At 64.1% G+C, this 18,078-nt stretch carries 18 protein-coding genes and 1 pseudogene; 14 read left to right on the forward strand and 5 right to left on the reverse strand.

Annotated features, from left to right (window positions below; translation table 11 throughout):
* The first annotated feature begins 31 nt into the window (after nt 1-31).
* Together G9465_RS04315 and G9465_RS04320 are read left to right on the forward strand one after the other, a co-directional pair.
* Nucleotides 32-496 carry a hypothetical protein gene (locus G9465_RS04315; RefSeq protein ID WP_166967848.1) on the forward strand — a complete coding sequence of 155 codons (465 nt, stop codon included), beginning with the start codon at nt 32-34 and terminating at the stop codon, nt 494-496.
* Complete coding sequence (locus tag G9465_RS04320) at nt 493-2,424, forward strand: hypothetical protein (protein ID WP_166967850.1); 1,932 nt, start codon at nt 493-495, stop codon at nt 2,422-2,424. Before G9465_RS04315 ends, G9465_RS04320 begins: the two co-directional genes overlap by 4 nt.
* On the opposite strand, the gene G9465_RS04325 is transcribed toward G9465_RS04320, so the two are convergent.
* The 5 genes and pseudogenes from G9465_RS04325 to G9465_RS04345 all read right to left on the reverse strand — a co-directional run bounded on the left by G9465_RS04325 (nt 2,425) and on the right by G9465_RS04345 (nt 8,444).
* Complete coding sequence (locus G9465_RS04325; protein ID WP_166967852.1) at nt 2,425-3,294, reverse strand: CheF family chemotaxis protein; 870 nt, start codon at nt 3,292-3,294, stop codon at nt 2,425-2,427. It lies immediately after the preceding gene.
* A gap of 78 nt (nt 3,295-3,372) precedes the next feature.
* Entirely contained in the window at nt 3,373-4,605 is a 1,233-nt protein-coding gene (locus G9465_RS04330; RefSeq protein WP_166967854.1) for a HEAT repeat domain-containing protein, read from the reverse strand.
* Nucleotides 4,602-5,411 carry a protein-glutamate O-methyltransferase CheR gene (locus tag G9465_RS04335; protein ID WP_166967856.1) on the reverse strand — a complete coding sequence of 270 codons (810 nt, stop codon included), beginning with the start codon at nt 5,409-5,411 and terminating at the stop codon, nt 4,602-4,604. Before G9465_RS04335 ends, G9465_RS04330 begins: the two co-directional genes overlap by 4 nt.
* Nucleotides 5,408-7,377 (reverse strand): annotated as a pseudogene (gene cheA, locus G9465_RS04340) (chemotaxis protein CheA). The gene G9465_RS04335 and the pseudogene cheA overlap by 4 nt, the downstream one beginning before the upstream one ends.
* The gene (locus G9465_RS04345; protein WP_166967858.1) at nt 7,377-8,444 is read right to left on the reverse strand and encodes a chemotaxis response regulator protein-glutamate methylesterase; all 1,068 of its coding nucleotides are present in this window, start codon (nt 8,442-8,444) and stop codon (nt 7,377-7,379) included. Before G9465_RS04345 ends, cheA begins: the two are co-directional and overlap by 1 nt.
* 171 nt (nt 8,445-8,615) lie before the next feature.
* On the opposite strand from G9465_RS04345, the gene G9465_RS04350 reads away from it, so the two are divergent.
* From G9465_RS04350 to G9465_RS04405, 12 genes are all read left to right on the forward strand, one after another.
* The gene (locus G9465_RS04350; protein ID WP_166967860.1) at nt 8,616-9,050 is read left to right on the forward strand and encodes a chemotaxis protein CheW; all 435 of its coding nucleotides are present in this window, start codon (nt 8,616-8,618) and stop codon (nt 9,048-9,050) included.
* Nucleotides 9,051-9,134: 84 nt separating this feature from the next.
* Nucleotides 9,135-9,860, forward strand: a complete 726-nt coding sequence (locus tag G9465_RS04355) for an ATPase domain-containing protein (RefSeq protein WP_166967862.1) — start codon at nt 9,135-9,137, stop codon at nt 9,858-9,860.
* Between the two features lie 155 nt (nt 9,861-10,015).
* Nucleotides 10,016-10,351 (forward strand): helix-turn-helix domain-containing protein, encoded by a 336-nt coding sequence (locus tag G9465_RS04360; RefSeq protein WP_166967864.1) that lies wholly within the window; start codon nt 10,016-10,018, stop codon nt 10,349-10,351.
* A gap of 91 nt (nt 10,352-10,442) precedes the next feature.
* Complete coding sequence (locus G9465_RS04365) at nt 10,443-10,718, forward strand: hypothetical protein (RefSeq protein WP_166972900.1); 276 nt, start codon at nt 10,443-10,445, stop codon at nt 10,716-10,718.
* A gap of 360 nt (nt 10,719-11,078) precedes the next feature.
* Nucleotides 11,079-11,684, forward strand: coding sequence for an archaellin/type IV pilin N-terminal domain-containing protein (locus G9465_RS04370; RefSeq protein WP_166967866.1), 606 nt, complete (start codon nt 11,079-11,081; stop codon nt 11,682-11,684).
* Between the two features lie 326 nt (nt 11,685-12,010).
* Nucleotides 12,011-12,655, forward strand: coding sequence for an archaellin/type IV pilin N-terminal domain-containing protein (locus G9465_RS04375; RefSeq protein ID WP_166967868.1), 645 nt, complete (start codon nt 12,011-12,013; stop codon nt 12,653-12,655).
* An 80-nt stretch (nt 12,656-12,735) separates the two neighbouring features.
* Nucleotides 12,736-13,305, forward strand: coding sequence for a hypothetical protein (locus G9465_RS04380; protein WP_166967870.1), 570 nt, complete (start codon nt 12,736-12,738; stop codon nt 13,303-13,305).
* A gap of 45 nt (nt 13,306-13,350) precedes the next feature.
* Entirely contained in the window at nt 13,351-13,827 is a 477-nt protein-coding gene (locus G9465_RS04385) for a hypothetical protein (RefSeq protein WP_166967872.1), read from the forward strand.
* On the forward strand, nt 13,824-15,764 hold the full coding sequence (locus G9465_RS04390) for a hypothetical protein (RefSeq protein WP_166967874.1): 1,941 nt from the start codon (nt 13,824-13,826) through the stop codon (nt 15,762-15,764). The genes G9465_RS04385 and G9465_RS04390 overlap by 4 nt, the downstream gene beginning before the upstream one ends.
* 108 nt (nt 15,765-15,872) lie before the next feature.
* Entirely contained in the window at nt 15,873-16,232 is a 360-nt protein-coding gene (gene cheY / locus G9465_RS04395; RefSeq protein WP_166967876.1) for a chemotaxis protein CheY, read from the forward strand.
* Nucleotides 16,233-17,450, forward strand: a complete 1,218-nt coding sequence (locus G9465_RS04400; protein WP_166967877.1) for a chemotaxis protein CheC — start codon at nt 16,233-16,235, stop codon at nt 17,448-17,450.
* Nucleotides 17,450-17,971, forward strand: coding sequence for a chemotaxis protein CheD (locus G9465_RS04405; RefSeq protein ID WP_166967879.1), 522 nt, complete (start codon nt 17,450-17,452; stop codon nt 17,969-17,971). The genes G9465_RS04400 and G9465_RS04405 overlap by 1 nt, the downstream gene beginning before the upstream one ends.
* The last annotated feature ends 107 nt before the right edge of the window (nt 17,972-18,078 follow it).

Genomic DNA, 18,078 nt, shown 5'->3' on the forward strand with positions numbered 1-18,078 from the left:
CATATACCGCGCTCGCCAACCGCCGGTATCCATGGAGCGGCGCCTGCTCGTCGGGTTTTCGCTGGTCGTCGTGGTCGCCGCCGTCGCCGTCGGACCGCTCGGCGTCGCGGGCGAGTCGACCCGCTCGACCACCGACAACGCGAGCGTGACCGTCGAGTCGATACCCGACGGCAGTCTCACGCTCGAACGCGGGCGATTCGGGAGCGGGCGCTACCACATCGACGCGCCGCCCGCCGTCGTCTCCGTCTCCGGCGTCACCGGCACGCCGGTGCTCCGGTACACTATCGACGTCCCCGGCGTGTGGCTGACCGCGACGAGTAGATACGAAATCGCCGGCCGTGACGGCCGTCTCCAGTTGCGCCCGAGTCCCGTCACCGTCAGTCCGGACCGGGTCGACCGGCGACAGTACGAGGCCATCGTCGCCGTCTGGGTCCAGTCCGGCGAGCGTGACCGCGCCGTCCTCCAGCGGCGAGTCACGCTGGAGGTCGCCTCGTGAGCGTCGCCGACCGCCTGCTGGCCGGCGAGACGGTCGACGTATCGGAACTGCGGGACGCGCTCTGGCGGGCCGTGCTGGGCGACCGAGTCGGCGCGACGCTGGCGATGGGGTCGCTCGTCTGGGTCTGCCTGACGTGGCATCTTGGGTTCTTCTCGAACGACCAGTACACCTTCGCAAACGCGCTGTTGGCCGTCGCCGACGGCCACCTGCACGTCACCGAGGCCGTCTACGGCCCCGCGTCCGGTGCGACACCGGGGACCTATCTGGTCGACGGTCGCGTCTACGGTCGGAACTACGGCGTCGTCCTCGTTTCGGCGGTGTGGTACGTCGTCCTGCGCTCCCTCTCGCTCGTCGCCGACGTTCGCGTGTTGCTGGTCGGCCTGTGGTCGCTCGCCGTCGCCAGTGTGGGCGTGGGCGTCGGCCGGGTGGTCGGCCGCCCCGACGCGGGACGCGTCGCCGGTATCGTCGCCGCCGCGGGGCTGTTCGTCGCGTCGCTGGCCCTCACGACGCCGCTGTCGACGTTGTGGCTCCCGCTACTGGCCCTGCAACTGACGACGGCGCTGGCTGCGGTCCTCCTGACCGTCGTCTGCTATCGTCTCGTGACTCGGCTGTACGACCGCCGTCTGGGCGTGGCCGCGGCCGTCGCGACGATCGCCGCGACGCCCGTCGGGTTCTGGGCGCCGATTCCGAAACGCCACAGCGTGACGGCGCTGCTGGTCGTCTGTGCGATGTACACGCTGTACCGGAGCCGCGAAGCCGACACTCGTCGGTCGGCGACTCGATTCCGGGCGCTGACGTACGTCTGGGTGGGCGCGACGGCGTGGGTCCACGCGCCGGAGGGGTTCGTCTTGCTCGTCGCCGTCGGCGTCGTCGACCTGCCGACAGCCCGGTGGAACGGGGTCCGTGCCCTCCTGTCTGTCGGCGCGGCGCTGGCGCTCTCGCTGCTCCCGTTCCTGCTGACGAACGCAGCCGTCTCCGGCAACCCACTGCAACCGCCGCGATTGCTCTCAGAGTACACCGGCGACGTGCTTCCGTCCGAGGCCGACGCGCCAACGTCGGCGGGCGGTTCCGGCGGGGGCGGTGGCGGGGACAGTGGCGCTAGCGGTGGCGGCGGGACCGCGACGGGCGGGTCGCTGTTCCCCGCACCGCTGTCGCGTATCACCTCGCAGTTCGTCGACTCCTACGGGCTACTGTTCGACCCTGAACACCTGTTCCGGGTGTTCGTCCGAACCGGTTACGTCCCGACCCTCCGGCCTACGCAGGACGCCGCGGTCAACCTGAGCGTACTGGCATCGATGCCGCTACTGGGCGTGCTGGTCGGCTATCCGGTACTCGCGATACGGCGCGGAATCGCTCGGTCCGACTGGCCGCTCCCGTCACCCCGACAGTGGTCGCCCGCCCGCGTCCTCGACGCGTTTACCGTCCTGTACGCGCTCTTGCTCGTGGGACTGTACCTCGAGACGCTCCCGTCACACCACATGTTCACGGTTCGGTACCTCCACCCGCTGTATGCCCTCGGCGTCTACTGGCTCGTCCGCATGCCGACGGTTCGCCGTGTCGTCGCCACCGAGCGTCGGACGCTGACGTTCGCCTACGCCGCCACCGTCATCCTCGGCACCCCCACGTCCCTCGCCGCCATCGCCGTCGGTCGACTGGTGCTCTCCGAGGCCGTCCAACTGTTCTCGCTCGTCGCGCTGACCGTCGCCGTCGGCCTCGCGGTGTGGGCCGTCGCCGCGGTGCTGACGGACGCCGGGTTCCGGGTCGGTGCGTGTACCCTCGGCGTCGCCGCCGGCGCGACGACGGTGTACCTCCTCGTGGCGGGTCTGTCGCTGTTCCCGACCAGCGGCGAGTTCCTGTTGCCGCTCTCTCGGGCGGTCAGTGAAACCGTCCACTACGCGCGGTTGCTGGGCAGTTCGCCGCCGCCCTGACTACTGGTCGGCGATGGCGTCCCCGGCGATAGACCGCCCGCGCGCTTCCAACTCGATTTCACGGCGGGTTCGGACCGGTTCGAGGATATCGGCCTCGATGAGTCGGTCGTAGACGTCCTCTACCTCGTCGACGTCCATGCCGACGAAGTCGGGAATCTTGAACGGCGAGATACCGGAGTAAAGGGCCATCAGCACCTGCGTCTCCTCGGGTTCGAGGTCGACGTCGTCGGCGGCGTTTCGCTGCTCGCCCTGTCGGACCAGCCCCTCGATGAGCGAGACGTGCCGTCGTCCGCCGGAGATGTGCGTCTCGACGCTGGTGCCGTCGATGGTGTGTTCGACCTCCAGCAGGGGGCGTTCGGCGCCGCGAATCTCCTTTTGCTTGGCCTCGACGGTGCCGACGTCGTCGATGTCCAGTTCGACGAAGGTGCCACTGGCGATGGCGAGGTTGAGCGTGTCCTCGTTCTCGTCGTCGAGTTTCAGGCGGGCTTTCTCCCACCCGGTGTCTTGTACGACACCGCCCTCGACGGCGGGGTGTTTGACGAGGACGACGATCTGGTCTAACAGCGCCCGGTACAGTTCCTCCTGGAACTCCTCGGCCTTCGCCGAGACGAGCGTGACGTCCCGGCCCGCCTGTAGCTTGACGTAGCTGTCGACCTGTGCCAGCGACTGGTTCATCTGGCTGGCGGTGACGCTGGTGAGTTTCGAGAGCGGGATGGTCCGCTTGCCGTCGTTGGTCGCGAGCACGAGGCGCTTGTTCGACAGGAGGATGCGGCCGGGTAGCCATTCGATGTCGTTGCGCTTGCGCCCGTCTTTGACGACCTGAACGAACTTCCCCTTCGTATCGACCAGTGCGTGTTCTCCGTCGGCCATCGCTCTATTCAGCTATGCCCGGGTGATACGACCCGCTCGGCCTTAATCGGACCGGCCGTCCCGCCGGTCGGGGCCCGTTCATCGCCGCCCACCCAGCTTCGAGATGGCCGAGAACGCTTTCTTCCGGACGATGTCGTGGTCCGTCTCGTCGATGAGTTTGTCGAGGACCTTTCGAGAGCGCTCGCCGCCGACCTTCCCCAGCGTGAAGATGGCCTGCCCGCGAACCGCTGGGTCGACGCTGTCGTCCTGGACGAGTTTCAGCAGGCGCCGTTCGACCCTGTTGTCCTCGCCGCCGAGTTCGGCGAGACTCGTCGCGGCGAACTGCCGGAGCATCTGCCCGTCGTCGGCCAGTGCGCTCACGAGGGCGTCGATGACGCGGTCCCGTTCCGCCTCGCTGGTCGCCCGGCCCAGCAACCACGCGGTGTTCCGCCGCTGGGCGGCCTGCGTACTTTCTTCGAGTATCTCGACCAGCGGGACGACGACGCTGCGGTCGTCCGTGTTCGAGAGCTTTTCGACCACCGTCTCGCGGATGTCGTGGCTCTGCTCGGTCGGAACGTTCGAGAGCAGTTCGACGAGCGAGTAGACGGCCGTTCGACGGACCCCGGCCGAGTCGTCCGACAGCGCCTCGACCAGGTAGTCGACCGGGCGGTCGTTCTCGAAGTTCCCGAACGCGCCGACGGCGATGCGCCGGACCTGTTCGTTGTCGTCCTCGTACATCGGGAGCAAGGCCTGTAGGGCCTGTCTGTTCCCGATGTTGCCCAGCGCTTCGGCGGCCTCCCGACGTACCGCGCCTTTCGGGTCTGTCAGCAGCGACTCCAGCGGGCCGGTCGCCCGCGAGTCGCCTATCTTTCCCGCCGACCGGGCGGCCCGCGCCCGTACGCGCGGGTCCGGGTCCTCGAAGCGTTCTGTGAGTTTCGGGACGGCGTCCGTCTGGTCGAGTCGGCCCAGACCGTTGGCGGCGGCCATCCGCAACTCCGGGACCTCGGCGTCGAGCGCCTGCACGAACGCCTTCGCCCGCACCCAGTCGGCCGCGTCGTCGTCGAGTTCGATGCCGGCCATCCTCCCGATGAGTTGCTCGATGGCGTCGCCGCCGAGTTCGTCGAGCGAGTCGATAGCCGCCGCCGTGACGGCGTCGCTGTCGGTCTGTACGGCCTGTACGAGCGCACTGACCACGTCTTTGCGGTCGTCGTGGTCCGGGAAGTTGCCGAGCAACTCCGCGGCGCGCACGCTCACTCGCTCGTTGTCGCTCTCTCGAAGCAGACGGATGAGTTCCTGTACCTCGCCGTCGCGTTCGAGTTCGTAGAGGCTCATACCCGTCGGTAGATGCGGTGTTGTTTATCGACCGGTTCGAACGTGTCCCGACACTCCGTCGGCAGCGTCTCGGTCATCCCGATCATCAGGTAGCCGCCCTCTCGTAGCGACCCGCGGATGGTCTCGAAGATGGGGACCTTGTACTCGGTGTCGATGTAGATGAGCAGGTTCCGGCAGAACACGAGGTCGAAGTCCCGTTTCGGGTCCCCGCGGATGAGGTCGTGTTGCTGGAACGTGACCATGTCCGTCACGTTGTCACGGACCCGGAACGTGTTGCCGTCCTCCTCGACGTACTCGCTGTAGTCATCAAGCGGTGCGAGTTCCTCGGCGATGTCCGTCGTCTGTGACGTCTCGTAGGTGGCGCGTTTAGCCTCCCGAAGGATGTCGGCGTTGATGTCGGTCCCGGTTATCTCGATGCGACTGTCGTCCACCTCGGGATCGTCGAGCGCCAGCATCGCCGCCGAGTACGGTTCACGACCGTCGGCGCTCGGCGCGGACCAGAGTCGCACTCGCCGGTTCTCGGCGGTCAGGTCGCGCAGGACCGGCCGCAGGTGCTCCCACGCTTCCGGGTTCCGGAAGAACCCGGTGACGTTGATAGACAGCGAGTCGAGCAACTGCTCGCGCTCGCCGTCGTCGCGTTCGAGCAGGCGCTTGTACTCCCGGTAGGTCTCCGTGTCGGTCCGGCGCATCCGCGCGGTGATACGTCGGTCGAGGTACGCGTCGTTGTAGAATCCCGACTCGAAGTCCATCTCCGACCCGATGAACTCAAGCAGGCGGTGGAACTGGCGGTCGTTGCCTTTGCTCATAGGGTCACCACGTCGAGGATGTGGACGATGTTGCCGTCGCCCAGCACGGCCGTTCCGGAGAGACCGGGCGTTCCGGAGAGGATACCCTCGAGGGGTTTGACGACGACCTCCTCCTGACTGTTGACCGAGTCACAGTGCAGCGCAACCTGTCGCTCTGACTCCCGGATGCGAACCAGCATGCCGTCGCCGTTCGCCGTCTCTCCCGGACGTCGAACGTATCGTCGAGATGGATGACGGGGTAGATGTCGTCGTTGTGCTTGATGACTTCCTTGCCATTGACCCGTTTGGTCGCGTCCGTCGCGGTGATCTCGTCGACGTTCTTGATGGGAACCCCGTACTCCTCGTCGCCAACTTCGACGAACAGCACCTTCACGATGGCCATCGTCACGGGGAGGCGGAGTGCGACCGTCGTCCCCTCGCCCTCGGTGGACTCGACGTTGACAGAGCCGTCGAGTTGCGTGACGGTGTCGTGGACGACGTCCATCCCGACCCCGCGACCGCTGGTGTCGGTCACCTCGTCGGCCGTCGAGAACCCGGGGTGGAAGACGAGGTCGTAGATGGCCGAGTCGTCCATCGCCTCTATCTCCTCGGGTGAGCGGACGCCCTTCTCGATGGCTTTCTGCTTGATGCCCTCGACGTCGAGGCCCGCACCGTCGTCCTCGACTTCGATGATGACGTGGTCCCGCTCCCGGGTGGCCCGGAGCGTGATGTGGCCGGTGGCGGGCTTGCCCGCCGCCTCACGCTCTGCCGGTGGTTCGATGCCGTGGTCCACCGAGTTTCGCAGGATGTGCATCAGCGGGTCCGAAATCTCGGTGAGGATAGTTCGGTCGAGTTCGATGTCCTCGCCCTCTATCTCGAACTCGACGTCCTTATCGAGTTCGCGGGCGAGGTCACGGACCAGTCGCGGGAACTTCCCGACCACTTTCTTCAGCGGGATGAGCCGCATGTCCATCACCGTGTTCTGGAGGTTCGCCGTGATCTTGTCCAGTTCGTTCAGCGTCTCGCCTGCCGAGTCGACGTCTTCCTGTTCGACCGAGCGGCGGAGCTTGATACGGCTGGTCACCAGTTGCTCGACCAGTCCGTGCAGGTCGTCCAACTGGTCGACGTCCACTCGGACGGACTTGATCTCGTCGACACTGTGTTCTTCGTCCTCCGTCGCGGCGGGGGTCAGGTCGGTGTCGGTACCCGCCTCGGCCGTGGCCCCGCCGGCCGATTCGAACCTGTCTGTCACGTCGGTCGCGGTGAAGGTGTCGACCGTGCCGATAGTCCCCAGTTCAGCATCGACCGTCGCGGCGTCGGTGGCGTCGAGATAGAGGTCGAACGTCTCCTCGAACTCGCCGTCCTCGACGCTCGGTCGCTCGGGGTCCGAGGCGAGGATGTCGAAGACGTCCTCGATGGCCTCCAGTGCCAGCATCGCGTCCACGCCGAGCATGTCGGAGTCGCCGACGCCGACCGAGACGTGGACGACTTGCCCGTCGGCCGCACTCGGGTCGAGGTCGACGTCGGTCGGCGCGACGTCGGTGGCGTCGCCGCTGTCGTCCGTCTCGGTGGTCTCGCCCCCGGCCGCCGTTTCGCCCGCGGCCTCGGCGCCCTCTTCGAGGACGGACCGCAGTTCGGTCACCATCTCGTCGGTCTGGGTCTGTGACTCGCCGTCGGCCTCTATCTCCTTGACGATGACCTCTATCTGGTCGACACCGGCGAAGACGAGGTCCATCACGTCCGGCGTGACCTCCATCTCGCCTTGCCGCATCGCGTCCAGTAGGTCCTCCATCGCGTGGGCGAGATTCGCCGCGTCGTCGAACCCCATCGCGCCGAAGTTCCCCTTCAGCGTGTGTGCGGTCCGGAAGATAGCGTCCATCGCCTCCTCGTCGGAGGGGTCCGATTCCAGGTCGAGCAAAGAGTTGTTGAGTTCCGTTATCGCCTCCTCGCTCTCGCGGATGAATGCGTCGAGATACTGGTCGTCCATTATGAGGTCACCTCTGTCGTAATCGTATCTAAGATACCGTTCGCGATGTCGTCTATCGGGAGCACGTCGTCCACGCAGCCAGTCTCGACCGCTCGCTTTGGCATCCCGTAGACGGCCGACGTGGCTTCGTCCTGTGCGATGGTCCGGCCGCCCGCCGCTTTGATGCGCTGGATGCCGTCCGCACCGTCCTCGCCCATCCCCGTGAGGATGACGCCGACGAGGGGGTCGTCGATGACGTCGGCGGCCGTCGCCATCGTCACGTCGACGGCCGGTCGGACGCTGTTGACCGGGTCCTCCTGCGTCAGTTTCACCCGCAGGCGTCCGTTTCGGTAGTTCTTGATCTCCATGTGGCGGTCGCCAGCAGCGACGAGCGCTTCGCCCCCGCCGATTCGCGCCCCATCCGTCGCTTCCGTCACGTCGTAGTCGCTTCGCGCGTCGATGCGCTCTGCGAACCGGCCCGTGAACCCTTCCGGCATGTGCTGGACGACGAGGACTCTGAGGTCGGCCGACAGCGGCAGGGCCGACAACACCTGTTCAACCATCTTCGGGCCTCCCGTCGAGGACCCGACGACGAGCGTCGGGTTCGCCGTGTACGACGCCGACTCGGGTCTAGACCGGTCGCGCTGTCGCGTCGTCGTCGCCGTCGACTGGCCGCTCCCGCCGACATCGACTTCGGCTACGGAGGAGACGATGTCGACGAGTTGGTCTTTCAGCCGGGACATCTCCATCGACACCTCGCCGCCGGGTTTGGTGAAGAAGTCGACCGCGCCCTTATCGAGCGCTTCGAAGGTGACGTCGGCGTTCTCGTCGGTGTGGGCCGACAGCATCAGGACCGGCGTCGGTCGCTCGGCCATGATTCGCTCTGTGGCCTCGATGCCGTCCATCTCGGGCATCTCGACGTCCATCGTCACGGCGTCGGGTTCGTGCTGTACGACTGCCTCGACGGCCTCCCGTCCGTTCCGGGCCTGTGCGACGACGTCGATTCCTCCATCAGCTAGGATGTCGGAGATGACACTTCGCATGAAGTGAGAGTCGTCTGCGACGACTGCGCGCACACCACCGGCCATCGTCACACGGGCTCCTGTGACGTGGGCGTCGTTTGCGGGCGGAGCATCTGCATTCCTGTGCCGTACTCCCGTTCGGCCCGAAATAAAGACACCGCCCACGTAATCAAAGTTGATAGCCCAGCAGACATCTTTATACACGCCTACGGACCACGTTCTGGTACTCCGGGACCTATGTCAGCACAGTCAGCCACGACCGGCCAGGTACTCGAGTTCGAACTTGGCGAGGAGACCTACTGCGTCAGCATCGATTACGTGACCGAAATCGTCGACGTCGGTGACCTCACACAGGTCCCCAACGCGCCGGCGCACGTAGAGGGGGTCATGGACCTCCGCGGTCGGACCACCTCTATCGTCGACCCGAAGACCGTCTTCGGTATCGACGACGACACCGACGGGAAGCGAATCATCGTCTTCGACCCGGCCATCGTACAGAATCAGGGGGCGGCGGGATGGCTCGTCGACGAGGTGTTTCAGGTGGTCCAGATATCGCCCAAACAGGTCGACCAGTCCCCCGCCAACGACACGGGATCTATCCGTGGCGTGGTCAAGCGCGACGACGACTTCGTCATCTGGGTCGACCCCGCAATCGTCCACAGCGAGGGCTGAAAACCGCCATTCCCGGGCGTTCGTGAACAAGACTTTTAACATCTACGACACAGACTTACACAACCTCCTCCCGACCCAGATACTATGATAGAGCAAACTAAAACGGGCATCGACGGCCTCGACGACATCCTCAACGGTGGTATCGTGACAAACTCGACGACCCTCATCAGCGGGAATCCCGGTGCCGGGAAGTCGATTCTCTGCCTCCAGTACCTCTACAACGGTGTCGAACAGTTCGACGAGAAGGGGATCTACCTCTCCTTCGAGGAGAACGAGTCCGACCTCCGGCAGGCCGCCGAATCGCTCGGGTTCGGCAAGTGGCCCGAGTACGTCGACAACGGCGACATCAAGGTGTACGACAAGCAGGTACTGCTCCGCGAGAACGACTTCTCCTCGTCGCTGGAACTCCTCCTCGACGACCTAGAGGACGACGAGTACGACCGGCTGGTGTTGGACTCGCTGGCGATGTTCGAACTGTTCTTCGATGACGAGACCGAAAAACGGACCTACCTGCTGAAGTTCACCGACATCCTCCGGGAGAACGGACTGACGTCGCTCCTGACGAACGAGCAGGGGGCGGTCTTCCCCGATACGGAGATCGGGCTTGAGAACTACCTCACCGACGGGAACATCTACCTGATCCAGACGCCGACCGACACCGGTGTCAACCGCTACGTCTGGGTCGCGAAGATGCGAAAGCAGAACATCGAGACCGACATCTATCCGATGGAGATAGACTGGGGCGGCATCAAGGTCCATCAGAACGCCAGCGCGTTCTCGATGATGAGCGAAGAAGAGTCACCGATATAGGAGCCGCTTAATCCGTTATTATTGGGTGAAATGCCTGATTCAGGTCCCGTAGGGCGGCTTCTCCCCGTTTCCACGTTAATCGATCATTACGGCCGAACTCACGTAGTATCACCGGCGATAGTTTTATAAAAATCTAAATTCATGATTTGATAACGATGGCTTCAGCGGATCTTCTCCAGACGCTGGGGAACAAATACAGCGCCGAGATACTCGACGCTACCGACGAACCGGTCTCAGCGCAGGAGTTGAGCGACGAACTCGGTATCCCTATCGCCACCTGTTACCGCCGTATCGACGAACTCACCAAACACGACCTGCTGGAACTCCACGACAACATCCTCTCGGACGACCGACGCCGAATCAAGGTGTACCGACGGAACGTCGACGAGGTCAGCGTGGACTTCGAGGAAGACCTGACCATCAACGTCGAAGAGCGCTCGGAAGTGACCAACAAACTCGACGAAGCGTGGCGGACGCTTTCGGACGGATAGCGTCCCTCGTCGGTTTCTATTCTGATTATCAGGACCGATATTTTAGAAGGTGGATTTAATAACGGGTTTCGCATAGCCGTACCCAGTGCCGATGATAGAACTCCTCTATGCCATCTCGACGCTCGTGTTTGTCGTTGCCGGCCTCACTATGGTCGGGATGGCGATGCGGGCGTACGTCCAGACGTCCCGGGAAGCGATGCTCCACCTCTCGCTGGGGTTCTCGCTGGCCGTCGCGGGTGCGGCCGCGACGATGATCAGCGCGTTCGTCAACGACTTCGAAGGGGTGCGCTCACTGCTTCTGGTCAACAGCGGGTTGACGACGTTCGGATATCTGTTCGTGATGTACAGCCTCGTCACCTACGAGTGACTACCTGTCGACACACGCCAACCCGGTCGTGTTGACGGACCATTTCTCGCCGTCGCTCGAATCAGGACTCTCGCGCACGTGCGCGGAGAGTTAACGACGCGTTTTCTACCGAACTGCCGATGGTGACGGGCGGGTACTGGACCGGGCGTACGCTGTCGACCGGGCGGTTCAGAGGCGCCTACCCGTTCTTTCACAGACGTATTCACATCACGTCTCGGTCTGATATCGGGGGGACAAATTCGGGTAAAACGGCTTTTCAGGGGCTGAATACCTCGTTATCAGGATGGATATTTTGGGGGGTGGTATTATTACTGGCGAAACTTTGGGTGATGGTAGGGTCAGACAGGCCCGGAAATATCAATGTTCACGGAATTACGAAACGACGACGACCGCGGGCAGGTCGGTATCGGTACCCTCATCGTGTTCATCGCGATGGTGCTGGTCGCCGCGATCGCCGCGGGCGTCCTGATCAACACGGCCGGGTTCCTCCAGAGCAGTGCCGAGGAGACCGGTCAACAGAGTAGTGACCAAGTGACCAACCGCCTCGAAGTGGTGAGTACGGTCGGGACCAACATCGACTCCAGCACGAAGGAAGTCGGGACCGTCGAAATCACGGTGAAGAAAGCACCTGGTGCGGCGAACATCGACATCGGAAGCACGATCGCTCAATGGGTCGATTCCTCTGGGTCGTACGATCTGACGCAGGGCGATACCGCCAACTCGACCAATTTCAACGTTTCGACCGTTCAGGACGACGACACGTCTATCACGGACAGTAACGTCCTGAACGATCCGTCCGACCGTGCCACGCTCCAGTTCGACTCGGCCGCACTCGACAGCGGTGGGAACGGCCTCGGTGAGGGTGCGACCGCGACGATCCAACTGAACACGCAGTCCGGTGGCACCACGACCGTCCGCCTGGTCGTTCCGGAGACCCTGTCCGGTAACTCCGCCGTCACGCTGTAAGCCGGCTACCATTTCTCTCTTTGATCGCTTGAGATATTTACCGTAAGTGACGTGTTTTTCGACGATGCCGAACCGAATACGCTGACAGGTACCTGTCGACAATACGTAATAATTGTCACGTCCTCTCGTTTAACCTCGTTAGTTACGTTCGTCATCGCACTCGACACATATGACATCGCATACGTCTCGCTCGACTGAGCTGTCCGGATAGAACCACACGAAGAGAACTCAAGAACAACTATTATCAGGATAGATATTTTGGGGAGAGATATTATTACAGGTGAAAGATTGACTGTTGGTAGGGTCAGACAGGCCCGGAAATATCAATGTTCACGGAATTACGAAACGACGACGACCGCGGGCAGGTCGGTATCGGTACCCTCATCGTGTTCATCGCGATGGTGCTGGTCGCCGCGATCGCCGCGGGCGTCCTGATCAACACGGCCGGGTTCCTCCAGAGCAGTGCCGAGGAGACCGGTCAACAGAGCAGTGACCAAGTGACCAATCGCCTCGAAGTGGTGAGTGCAGTCGGGACCGACATCGACAGTACCAACAAGCAGATAGACACCGTCGAAATCATGGTGAAGAAAGCGCCCGGTGCAGCGAACATCGACATCGGAAGCACGATCGCACAGTGGGTCGACTCGTCGGGCTCATACGATCTCGTTCAGGGTATAGATGATGGTGACGCGACAGACGCACCGAACTCGACGGCGTTCAGTGTCTCTAAGGTGCAGGACGATGACTCCTCGATTTCGAGTAGCCAAGTCCTCAACGACCCGTCTGACCGAGCGACGCTATCGTTTGACGTCACTGACATCCACAGCGACTCAGATAACAATGCCGACGGGGATGGCCTCGGTGAGGGTGCGACCGCGACGATCCAACTGAACACGCAGTCCGGTGGCACCACGACCGTCCGCCTGGTCGTTCCGGAGACCCTGTCCGGTAACTCCGCCGTCACGCTGTAAGCCGGCTACCGTTTCTCTTTTCTCGGAAGCGATCCGCCACCAGCGACGGAATTATACCACTCCCTCACGCACTAGTGCGTATGGCCCCGGGGTCAGACGAACCGAAACCGGAAGACGGCAAGATACTCTCCCCGGAGGAACTGGATATCGCGGACGACGACCACGTCACGGAGATAGACGAAGGTCGATACGTCGTTTCACCGGACGTGCGGACCGACGACTCCTACGGCAATCAGGTATCCGCAGATTCCGATCCGGCCCCACAGCCTGCGCCGGACCCGGAACCCGAGACCCCGGAGTTCACCGACGCGAACGTCCACGAGTGGCTCGCCGAACAGATGGCCGACTCGAACAGCCGGTACGGTTTCGACGTGACAGCGAAGTTCGACGGCGACGTCGACCAGCAGCAACTCGTCTCCAACGACATCGTCACCGCCTTCGAGAGTTTCATGCTCTGGTACGGCCGGCAGATGGACGGGTCGACGCCCGTCGAAGACGTGTTGGGCATCCTCCTTTCGGAGTCGAACGTGCCCGTGAAGTATCCGCCGGGGAGCTTCAAGGAGATGGTCCGGTCGACCGGTCTCTCCCCCGACGACAGCATCGCGGACCTCGTCGAAGCGGTCGAAGAGCGGGACGGCGCGGAGTTCTGAGCGGCGAGAGTTTTAACACCGGTGGGGGCGGTTCTCCGGCAGGCGATGGTCCGACGGTATCTGGTGGCTGGTGTTGCACTTTTCGTCGTAGTCGTCTCGCTGTCGACGGGCCCGCTCGCGGGCAGCGACGTGACGGCCGAGCGAGTTTCCGACTTCGGTGAGGGGACGGCGACGGTGTCGTCGGTCCGCGCCGAGACGGCAGCCATCCGTGTCACGGACGGTCGATTCGGCACTGCGGTCGAGTATCTCCGGCCGCCGACGGCGACGGTTCACGTCGCGTCGGTCACCGGCCGGCCACGGCTGGTCTATCTCGTCTCGGTGCCGGATATCGACGTCGACCTCGTTGAGACGGCGGTCGTACGAAGGTCGGGGACGTATCGACTCGTCCCTGAAGACAAGGGGCTGGCGCGTGGCACCGCCGAGGCGGAGACGTACGACGGCACCCTGACGGTCCGCGTCCAGAGTTTCACCGCCGACCGGACGGTCTATCGCGAGAACGTGACCGTGGAGGTGGCGACGTGAGCGACGGTGCCTCCGTGCGGCGGCGTCTCCGCACCCTCGCGCGCTGGGCGTTCGCCGACCGGTACGGACTGGTCCTGTGGCTGGGCCTGTTCTGCTGGTTCGGGCTGACGTGGCGCGTCGGCATCTTCCTACAGGACACCTACGCCACGGCGAACACGCTGGTCGCACTCGCCGACGGCCAGTTACACGTCACGGAGATTCGCTACTCGCTCACGCTGGGGTCACAGCCCGGACTCCACCGGGCCGACGGACTGCTGTACGGGCGCAACTACGGCCAACTCGCGCTGGCGGTGCCGCTGGTCTGGGCGCTTGAAGGGCTCGCCACGGTGGTCGACCCGCGGCTTCTCCTCGCCGGCCTGTGGGCCGGCCTCGGACTGGCGTTCGTCACGCAGGTCGGCCGACTCGACGGTGCCGACCGGGAGCGAACGGTCACCGTCGGTTCGATGGCCGTCGCACTCCTCTTTGCCGGGAGCGTCCTGACGGCGACGGACCTCGACCCGACCCGACTCGCGCTGGCGGCCTACCAGCTCTCGACGATGGCCGTGGCGGCGACGGCCGGACTCGTGCTGTACCGGCTGGTCGCCGACTGGCACGGGCGACGAGTCGGTCTGGCCGCCGGCGCCGCACTCGGTCTCGCGACACCCGTCGGCTTCTGGGCGACCATCCCGAAACGACACACGCTGGTGGCTGCGTTGGTCCTCGCGGCGGTGTACGCCTTCGCCGTGAGCAGGCGGTCCGAGGGGCGGACGGCGCTCCGGGCCAGAGCGGCGGCGTACGCGTTCGCCGGCGTGATAACGTGGGTCCACGCCTTCGAGGCGTTCTTCGTCGTGGGGGTCCTCGGCGTCGTGGACCTCCTGACGGCGCGGTCGAACCGACCGCGAGACCTGCTGGTCGTCGGCCTCGTCCTCCTGCTGGCGGCGACGCCGATGCTGGCGACGAACGACGCTATCTCCGGTAATCCCGCGGAACCGCCGCGCCTGTTACCGAACGTCGAGGGCGGTGGCGGTGTCGAGTTCTCGCCGGCCACAGACCGCGAATCGGGCGGAAACGCGGGCTCTGGTGGTGAGCGCGGCGGACCGGCGGACGGTATCGACTCCGGTGGCGAGGGTGCCAGCGGGGGACCCGATAGTTCGCCGCTCGATACGGTACTGGACGCGACGGGGCCGATAGGCGAGTTCGCCGGCGGGGCGGTCGTCGACGGGGTCAGAACCCTCGACGACCCGGCCCGCCTCTCGAACGTCTTCGTCCGGAGCGGCCACATTCCGGGGGTCAAATACCGGCTCAACGAGTACGAGGTGATAGAACTCGCGTTGCTGGAGGCGACGCCGATACTCGGGACGCTGCTGGCGTTGCCGGTGCTCGTCGGCCGACGGTTGGTCGGCACCGAGCAGCGATCGCTCCGCCCGTCACAGCCACGACGTCTCTCGCCCCGACGCCAGACAGATCTCCTCGTCGTGGCACTCGCGGTGGTCCTGACCGTCATCTACCTCCCTCGCTTGCCGCTCTACAGTCAGTTGACGGTGCGGTACCTCCATCCGGTCGTCCCGCTCGCGGTGTACGGCGTCTGCCGGGTGCCCGCGGTTCGGACGGCCGTAACCGACGCGACCGGGTGGCTGGTCCGGGCCTACGTCCTCAGTCTCCTGTTCGCAGTGGTCGTCGTCCTCGGCGGTATCGTAGGTCTCGGGCTGGCACTCGGGGAGGCCGTGCAGTATCACGCGCTGTGGAACCTCGCGGCGGCGGCCGTCTGTGCCATCGCCGTCGTCGGGCGAACGCTCGCGCCCGAGCGCGTCACGACCCGCACCGCCGCCGTCGGACTCGCACTGCCGGCCGGGTTCACGACGGCGTTGCTGGTGCTGTCGGGACTGGTGTACTTCGAGTACGGGACGTACGCCTTCGACCTCGTCCGGGTCGTCGCTGACCTGTTGCCGACGCTGTGAGCGGGGCGACGACGAGCGTGCCGTCCGCCCGCAGTACACCGGTATCAGTGGCGATAATTTACGGGACACCTTTATTTAGCTAATCACGGTACTTCGTGTCGATAGGTCATGCCAGACGTACTGATTGCTGACGATTCGGAGTTTATGCGTAACCTCCTCCGGGAGATTCTCGAAGAGGACCACACTATCGTCGGAGAGGTCGAGAACGGCGTGGAGGCCGTCGAAGTGTACAAAGAAGAGACGCCGGACCTGGTGATGATGGACATCGTGATGCCCATCCGGGACGGTATCGAGGCGACCGACGAGATAAAGTCCAGTAACCCGGACGCGAACGTCATCATGTGTACGAGCGTCGGTCAGGAAGAGAAGATGAAAGAGGCAGTCAAGGCCGGCGCGGACGGGTACATCACGAAGCCGTTCCAGAAGCCGAGCGTCATCGAGGCCATCGAAGACGTCGTCCCGACATAGATGAACGTCGACATCCAGTCGCTCGGCACGTTCAACCAACTCGCCCACGAGGGGGCCCAGCAGGCCACGCAGTCGCTGGCACAGATGACGGGTATCGACGCCGTCGTCGACGTGACCAAGATCACGCTGCTGGATCGGGCCGACGTCGGTGAGGGTCTCACCGGGTCGGAGTTCGTCGGCGTCCAGTTCGGGTTCGAGGGGGCACTAGAGGGGGAGACGGTACTCGTCTTCGATACGGAGTCGGCAGACACCATCGCCGACTCCTTGATGCCGGGAGCGAGCGACGACCCGGCGATGGCCCAAAGCAGCGTCACAGAGATCGGCAACATCATGATGAGCGGGTTCATCGACGGGTGGGCCGACTACCTCGACTCGACCATCGACCACTCCCCGCCCGAGTACATCGAGAAGTCGGGCAAGGACGTGTTGCCCGAGGCACCGGAGTCCGACGAGCACCAGCAGGTGTTCGTCTTCAAGTCGGAGATAGAGTGGGTCGGCGAATCGGTCAACTTCTACATCTACATGCTCCCCGAGTACGAGCCGCTCGCGGAGATGATGATGGAACACGGTGACCCCGAGGCCGACGCTATTCCCATCGACAAACTCCAGACGTTCAACGAGATGACGACGAGCGGCACCCGGCAGGCCGCGGGCAACGTCGAGATGATGACGGGCATTCCGACGACGGCGGAGGTAACCGAGATTAGCTTCGCGCCCATCGAGGACGTGCCCAAACAGATCGGGACCGAAACCTACGTCGGGACCGTCGTCGAGTTCACCGGCGTCCCGAGCGGCTACCTGATGGTGCTGTTCGACGAAATATCGGCGGTCACCGTCGCCGAGGCGATGATGCCCGTCGAGACGGACGGCGATGGCGTGACGGACCAGCACAAGGCTGCCATCGAGGAACTCGGCAACATCATGACCAGCGGGTTCGTCGACGGGTGGGCGAACGTGCTCCAGACGTCGGTCGACCACACGCCGCCGCGACTGGTCCACGACATGGGCCGGTCCATCGTCGACCCGCTCGCGGCACAGGTCGGCCAGCACCAGGAACACGCGTTCATCATCAACTCGACGATGCGGACCGACGACGTCGAGTTCAACGCGGAGATACACGCGTTACCGAACGAGAAGGAACTGCGAGAAGCGCTCGAAGACTTAGACGTCGAGCGTGCCGACGAGACCGAGGCGGACGTCGAACAGATATTCGAATAATGAAGGTGTACGACGGCAGCCAGACAGAGAGTGCCCAACAGAGCCAACCAGAGCGTATCAAAGTCGGCATCGCCGAGTATCAGGTGGCCACCGACTCGGCCGTGCTGACGACCAGCGGCCTGGGATCCTGTATCGGCGTCGGCATCTACGACGAGGCGTCGGGTGTCGCCGGCCTCGTCCACGTCATGCTGCCGACGGCAGAGGACGTCGAAGGTGGTAACCGGGCGAAGTTCGCCGACACGGGTGTGGCGGCGCTCGTCGAGGCACTCGAAGCCGAGGGCGCCTCGCGTGACGGCATGCGCGCGAAGATAGCCGGTGGGAGCGACATGCTCGACTTCTCGGAGAACGGTCCCTCTATCGGCTCTCGGAACGCCGATCAGGTCCGGGAAACGCTGACGGAGTTCGACATCCCGCTTCTCGGCGAAGACGTCGGTGGGGACCACGGCCGGTCGCTCAGGTTAGAGGCCGACACCGGCGACTTCGTGGTCAAGAGCGCGAACACCGAGTCGACGACACTTTGATTTCTCTTCCTGATAGCTGGGGGACCACAGTATCACGAACGGTGTCTGACGCCTGTCTGCCGGAAACGCGGACTTCAGACGTCTCCACGGCAGATTTCCACTCGAAA

Source organism: Haloarcula sp. JP-L23, from assembly GCF_011602445.1.
Lineage (GTDB): Archaea > Halobacteriota > Halobacteria > Halobacteriales > Haloarculaceae > Haloarcula > Haloarcula pellucida.

Coding starts and splice junctions, on each gene's coding strand:
- G9465_RS04315 (WP_166967848.1), top strand. CDS start 32: ATGGAGCGGCGCCTGCTCGTCGGGTTTTCGCTGGTCGTCGTGGTCGCC.
- G9465_RS04325 (WP_166967852.1), bottom strand. CDS start 3,294: ATGGCCGACGGAGAACACGCACTGGTCGATACGAAGGGGAAGTTCGTT.
- G9465_RS04330 (WP_166967854.1), bottom strand. CDS start 4,605: ATGAGCCTCTACGAACTCGAACGCGACGGCGAGGTACAGGAACTCATC.
- G9465_RS04335 (WP_166967856.1), bottom strand. CDS start 5,411: ATGAGCAAAGGCAACGACCGCCAGTTCCACCGCCTGCTTGAGTTCATC.
- G9465_RS04345 (WP_166967858.1), bottom strand. CDS start 8,444: ATGGCCGGTGGTGTGCGCGCAGTCGTCGCAGACGACTCTCACTTCATG.
- G9465_RS04350 (WP_166967860.1), top strand. CDS start 8,616: ATGTCAGCACAGTCAGCCACGACCGGCCAGGTACTCGAGTTCGAACTT.
- G9465_RS04355 (WP_166967862.1), top strand. CDS start 9,135: ATGATAGAGCAAACTAAAACGGGCATCGACGGCCTCGACGACATCCTC.
- G9465_RS04360 (WP_166967864.1), top strand. CDS start 10,016: ATGGCTTCAGCGGATCTTCTCCAGACGCTGGGGAACAAATACAGCGCC.
- G9465_RS04365 (WP_166972900.1), top strand. CDS start 10,443: ATGATAGAACTCCTCTATGCCATCTCGACGCTCGTGTTTGTCGTTGCC.
- G9465_RS04370 (WP_166967866.1), top strand. CDS start 11,079: ATGTTCACGGAATTACGAAACGACGACGACCGCGGGCAGGTCGGTATC.
- G9465_RS04375 (WP_166967868.1), top strand. CDS start 12,011: ATGTTCACGGAATTACGAAACGACGACGACCGCGGGCAGGTCGGTATC.
- G9465_RS04380 (WP_166967870.1), top strand. CDS start 12,736: ATGGCCCCGGGGTCAGACGAACCGAAACCGGAAGACGGCAAGATACTC.
- G9465_RS04385 (WP_166967872.1), top strand. CDS start 13,351: ATGGTCCGACGGTATCTGGTGGCTGGTGTTGCACTTTTCGTCGTAGTC.
- cheY (WP_166967876.1), top strand. CDS start 15,873: ATGCCAGACGTACTGATTGCTGACGATTCGGAGTTTATGCGTAACCTC.
- G9465_RS04400 (WP_166967877.1), top strand. CDS start 16,233: ATGAACGTCGACATCCAGTCGCTCGGCACGTTCAACCAACTCGCCCAC.
- G9465_RS04405 (WP_166967879.1), top strand. CDS start 17,450: ATGAAGGTGTACGACGGCAGCCAGACAGAGAGTGCCCAACAGAGCCAA.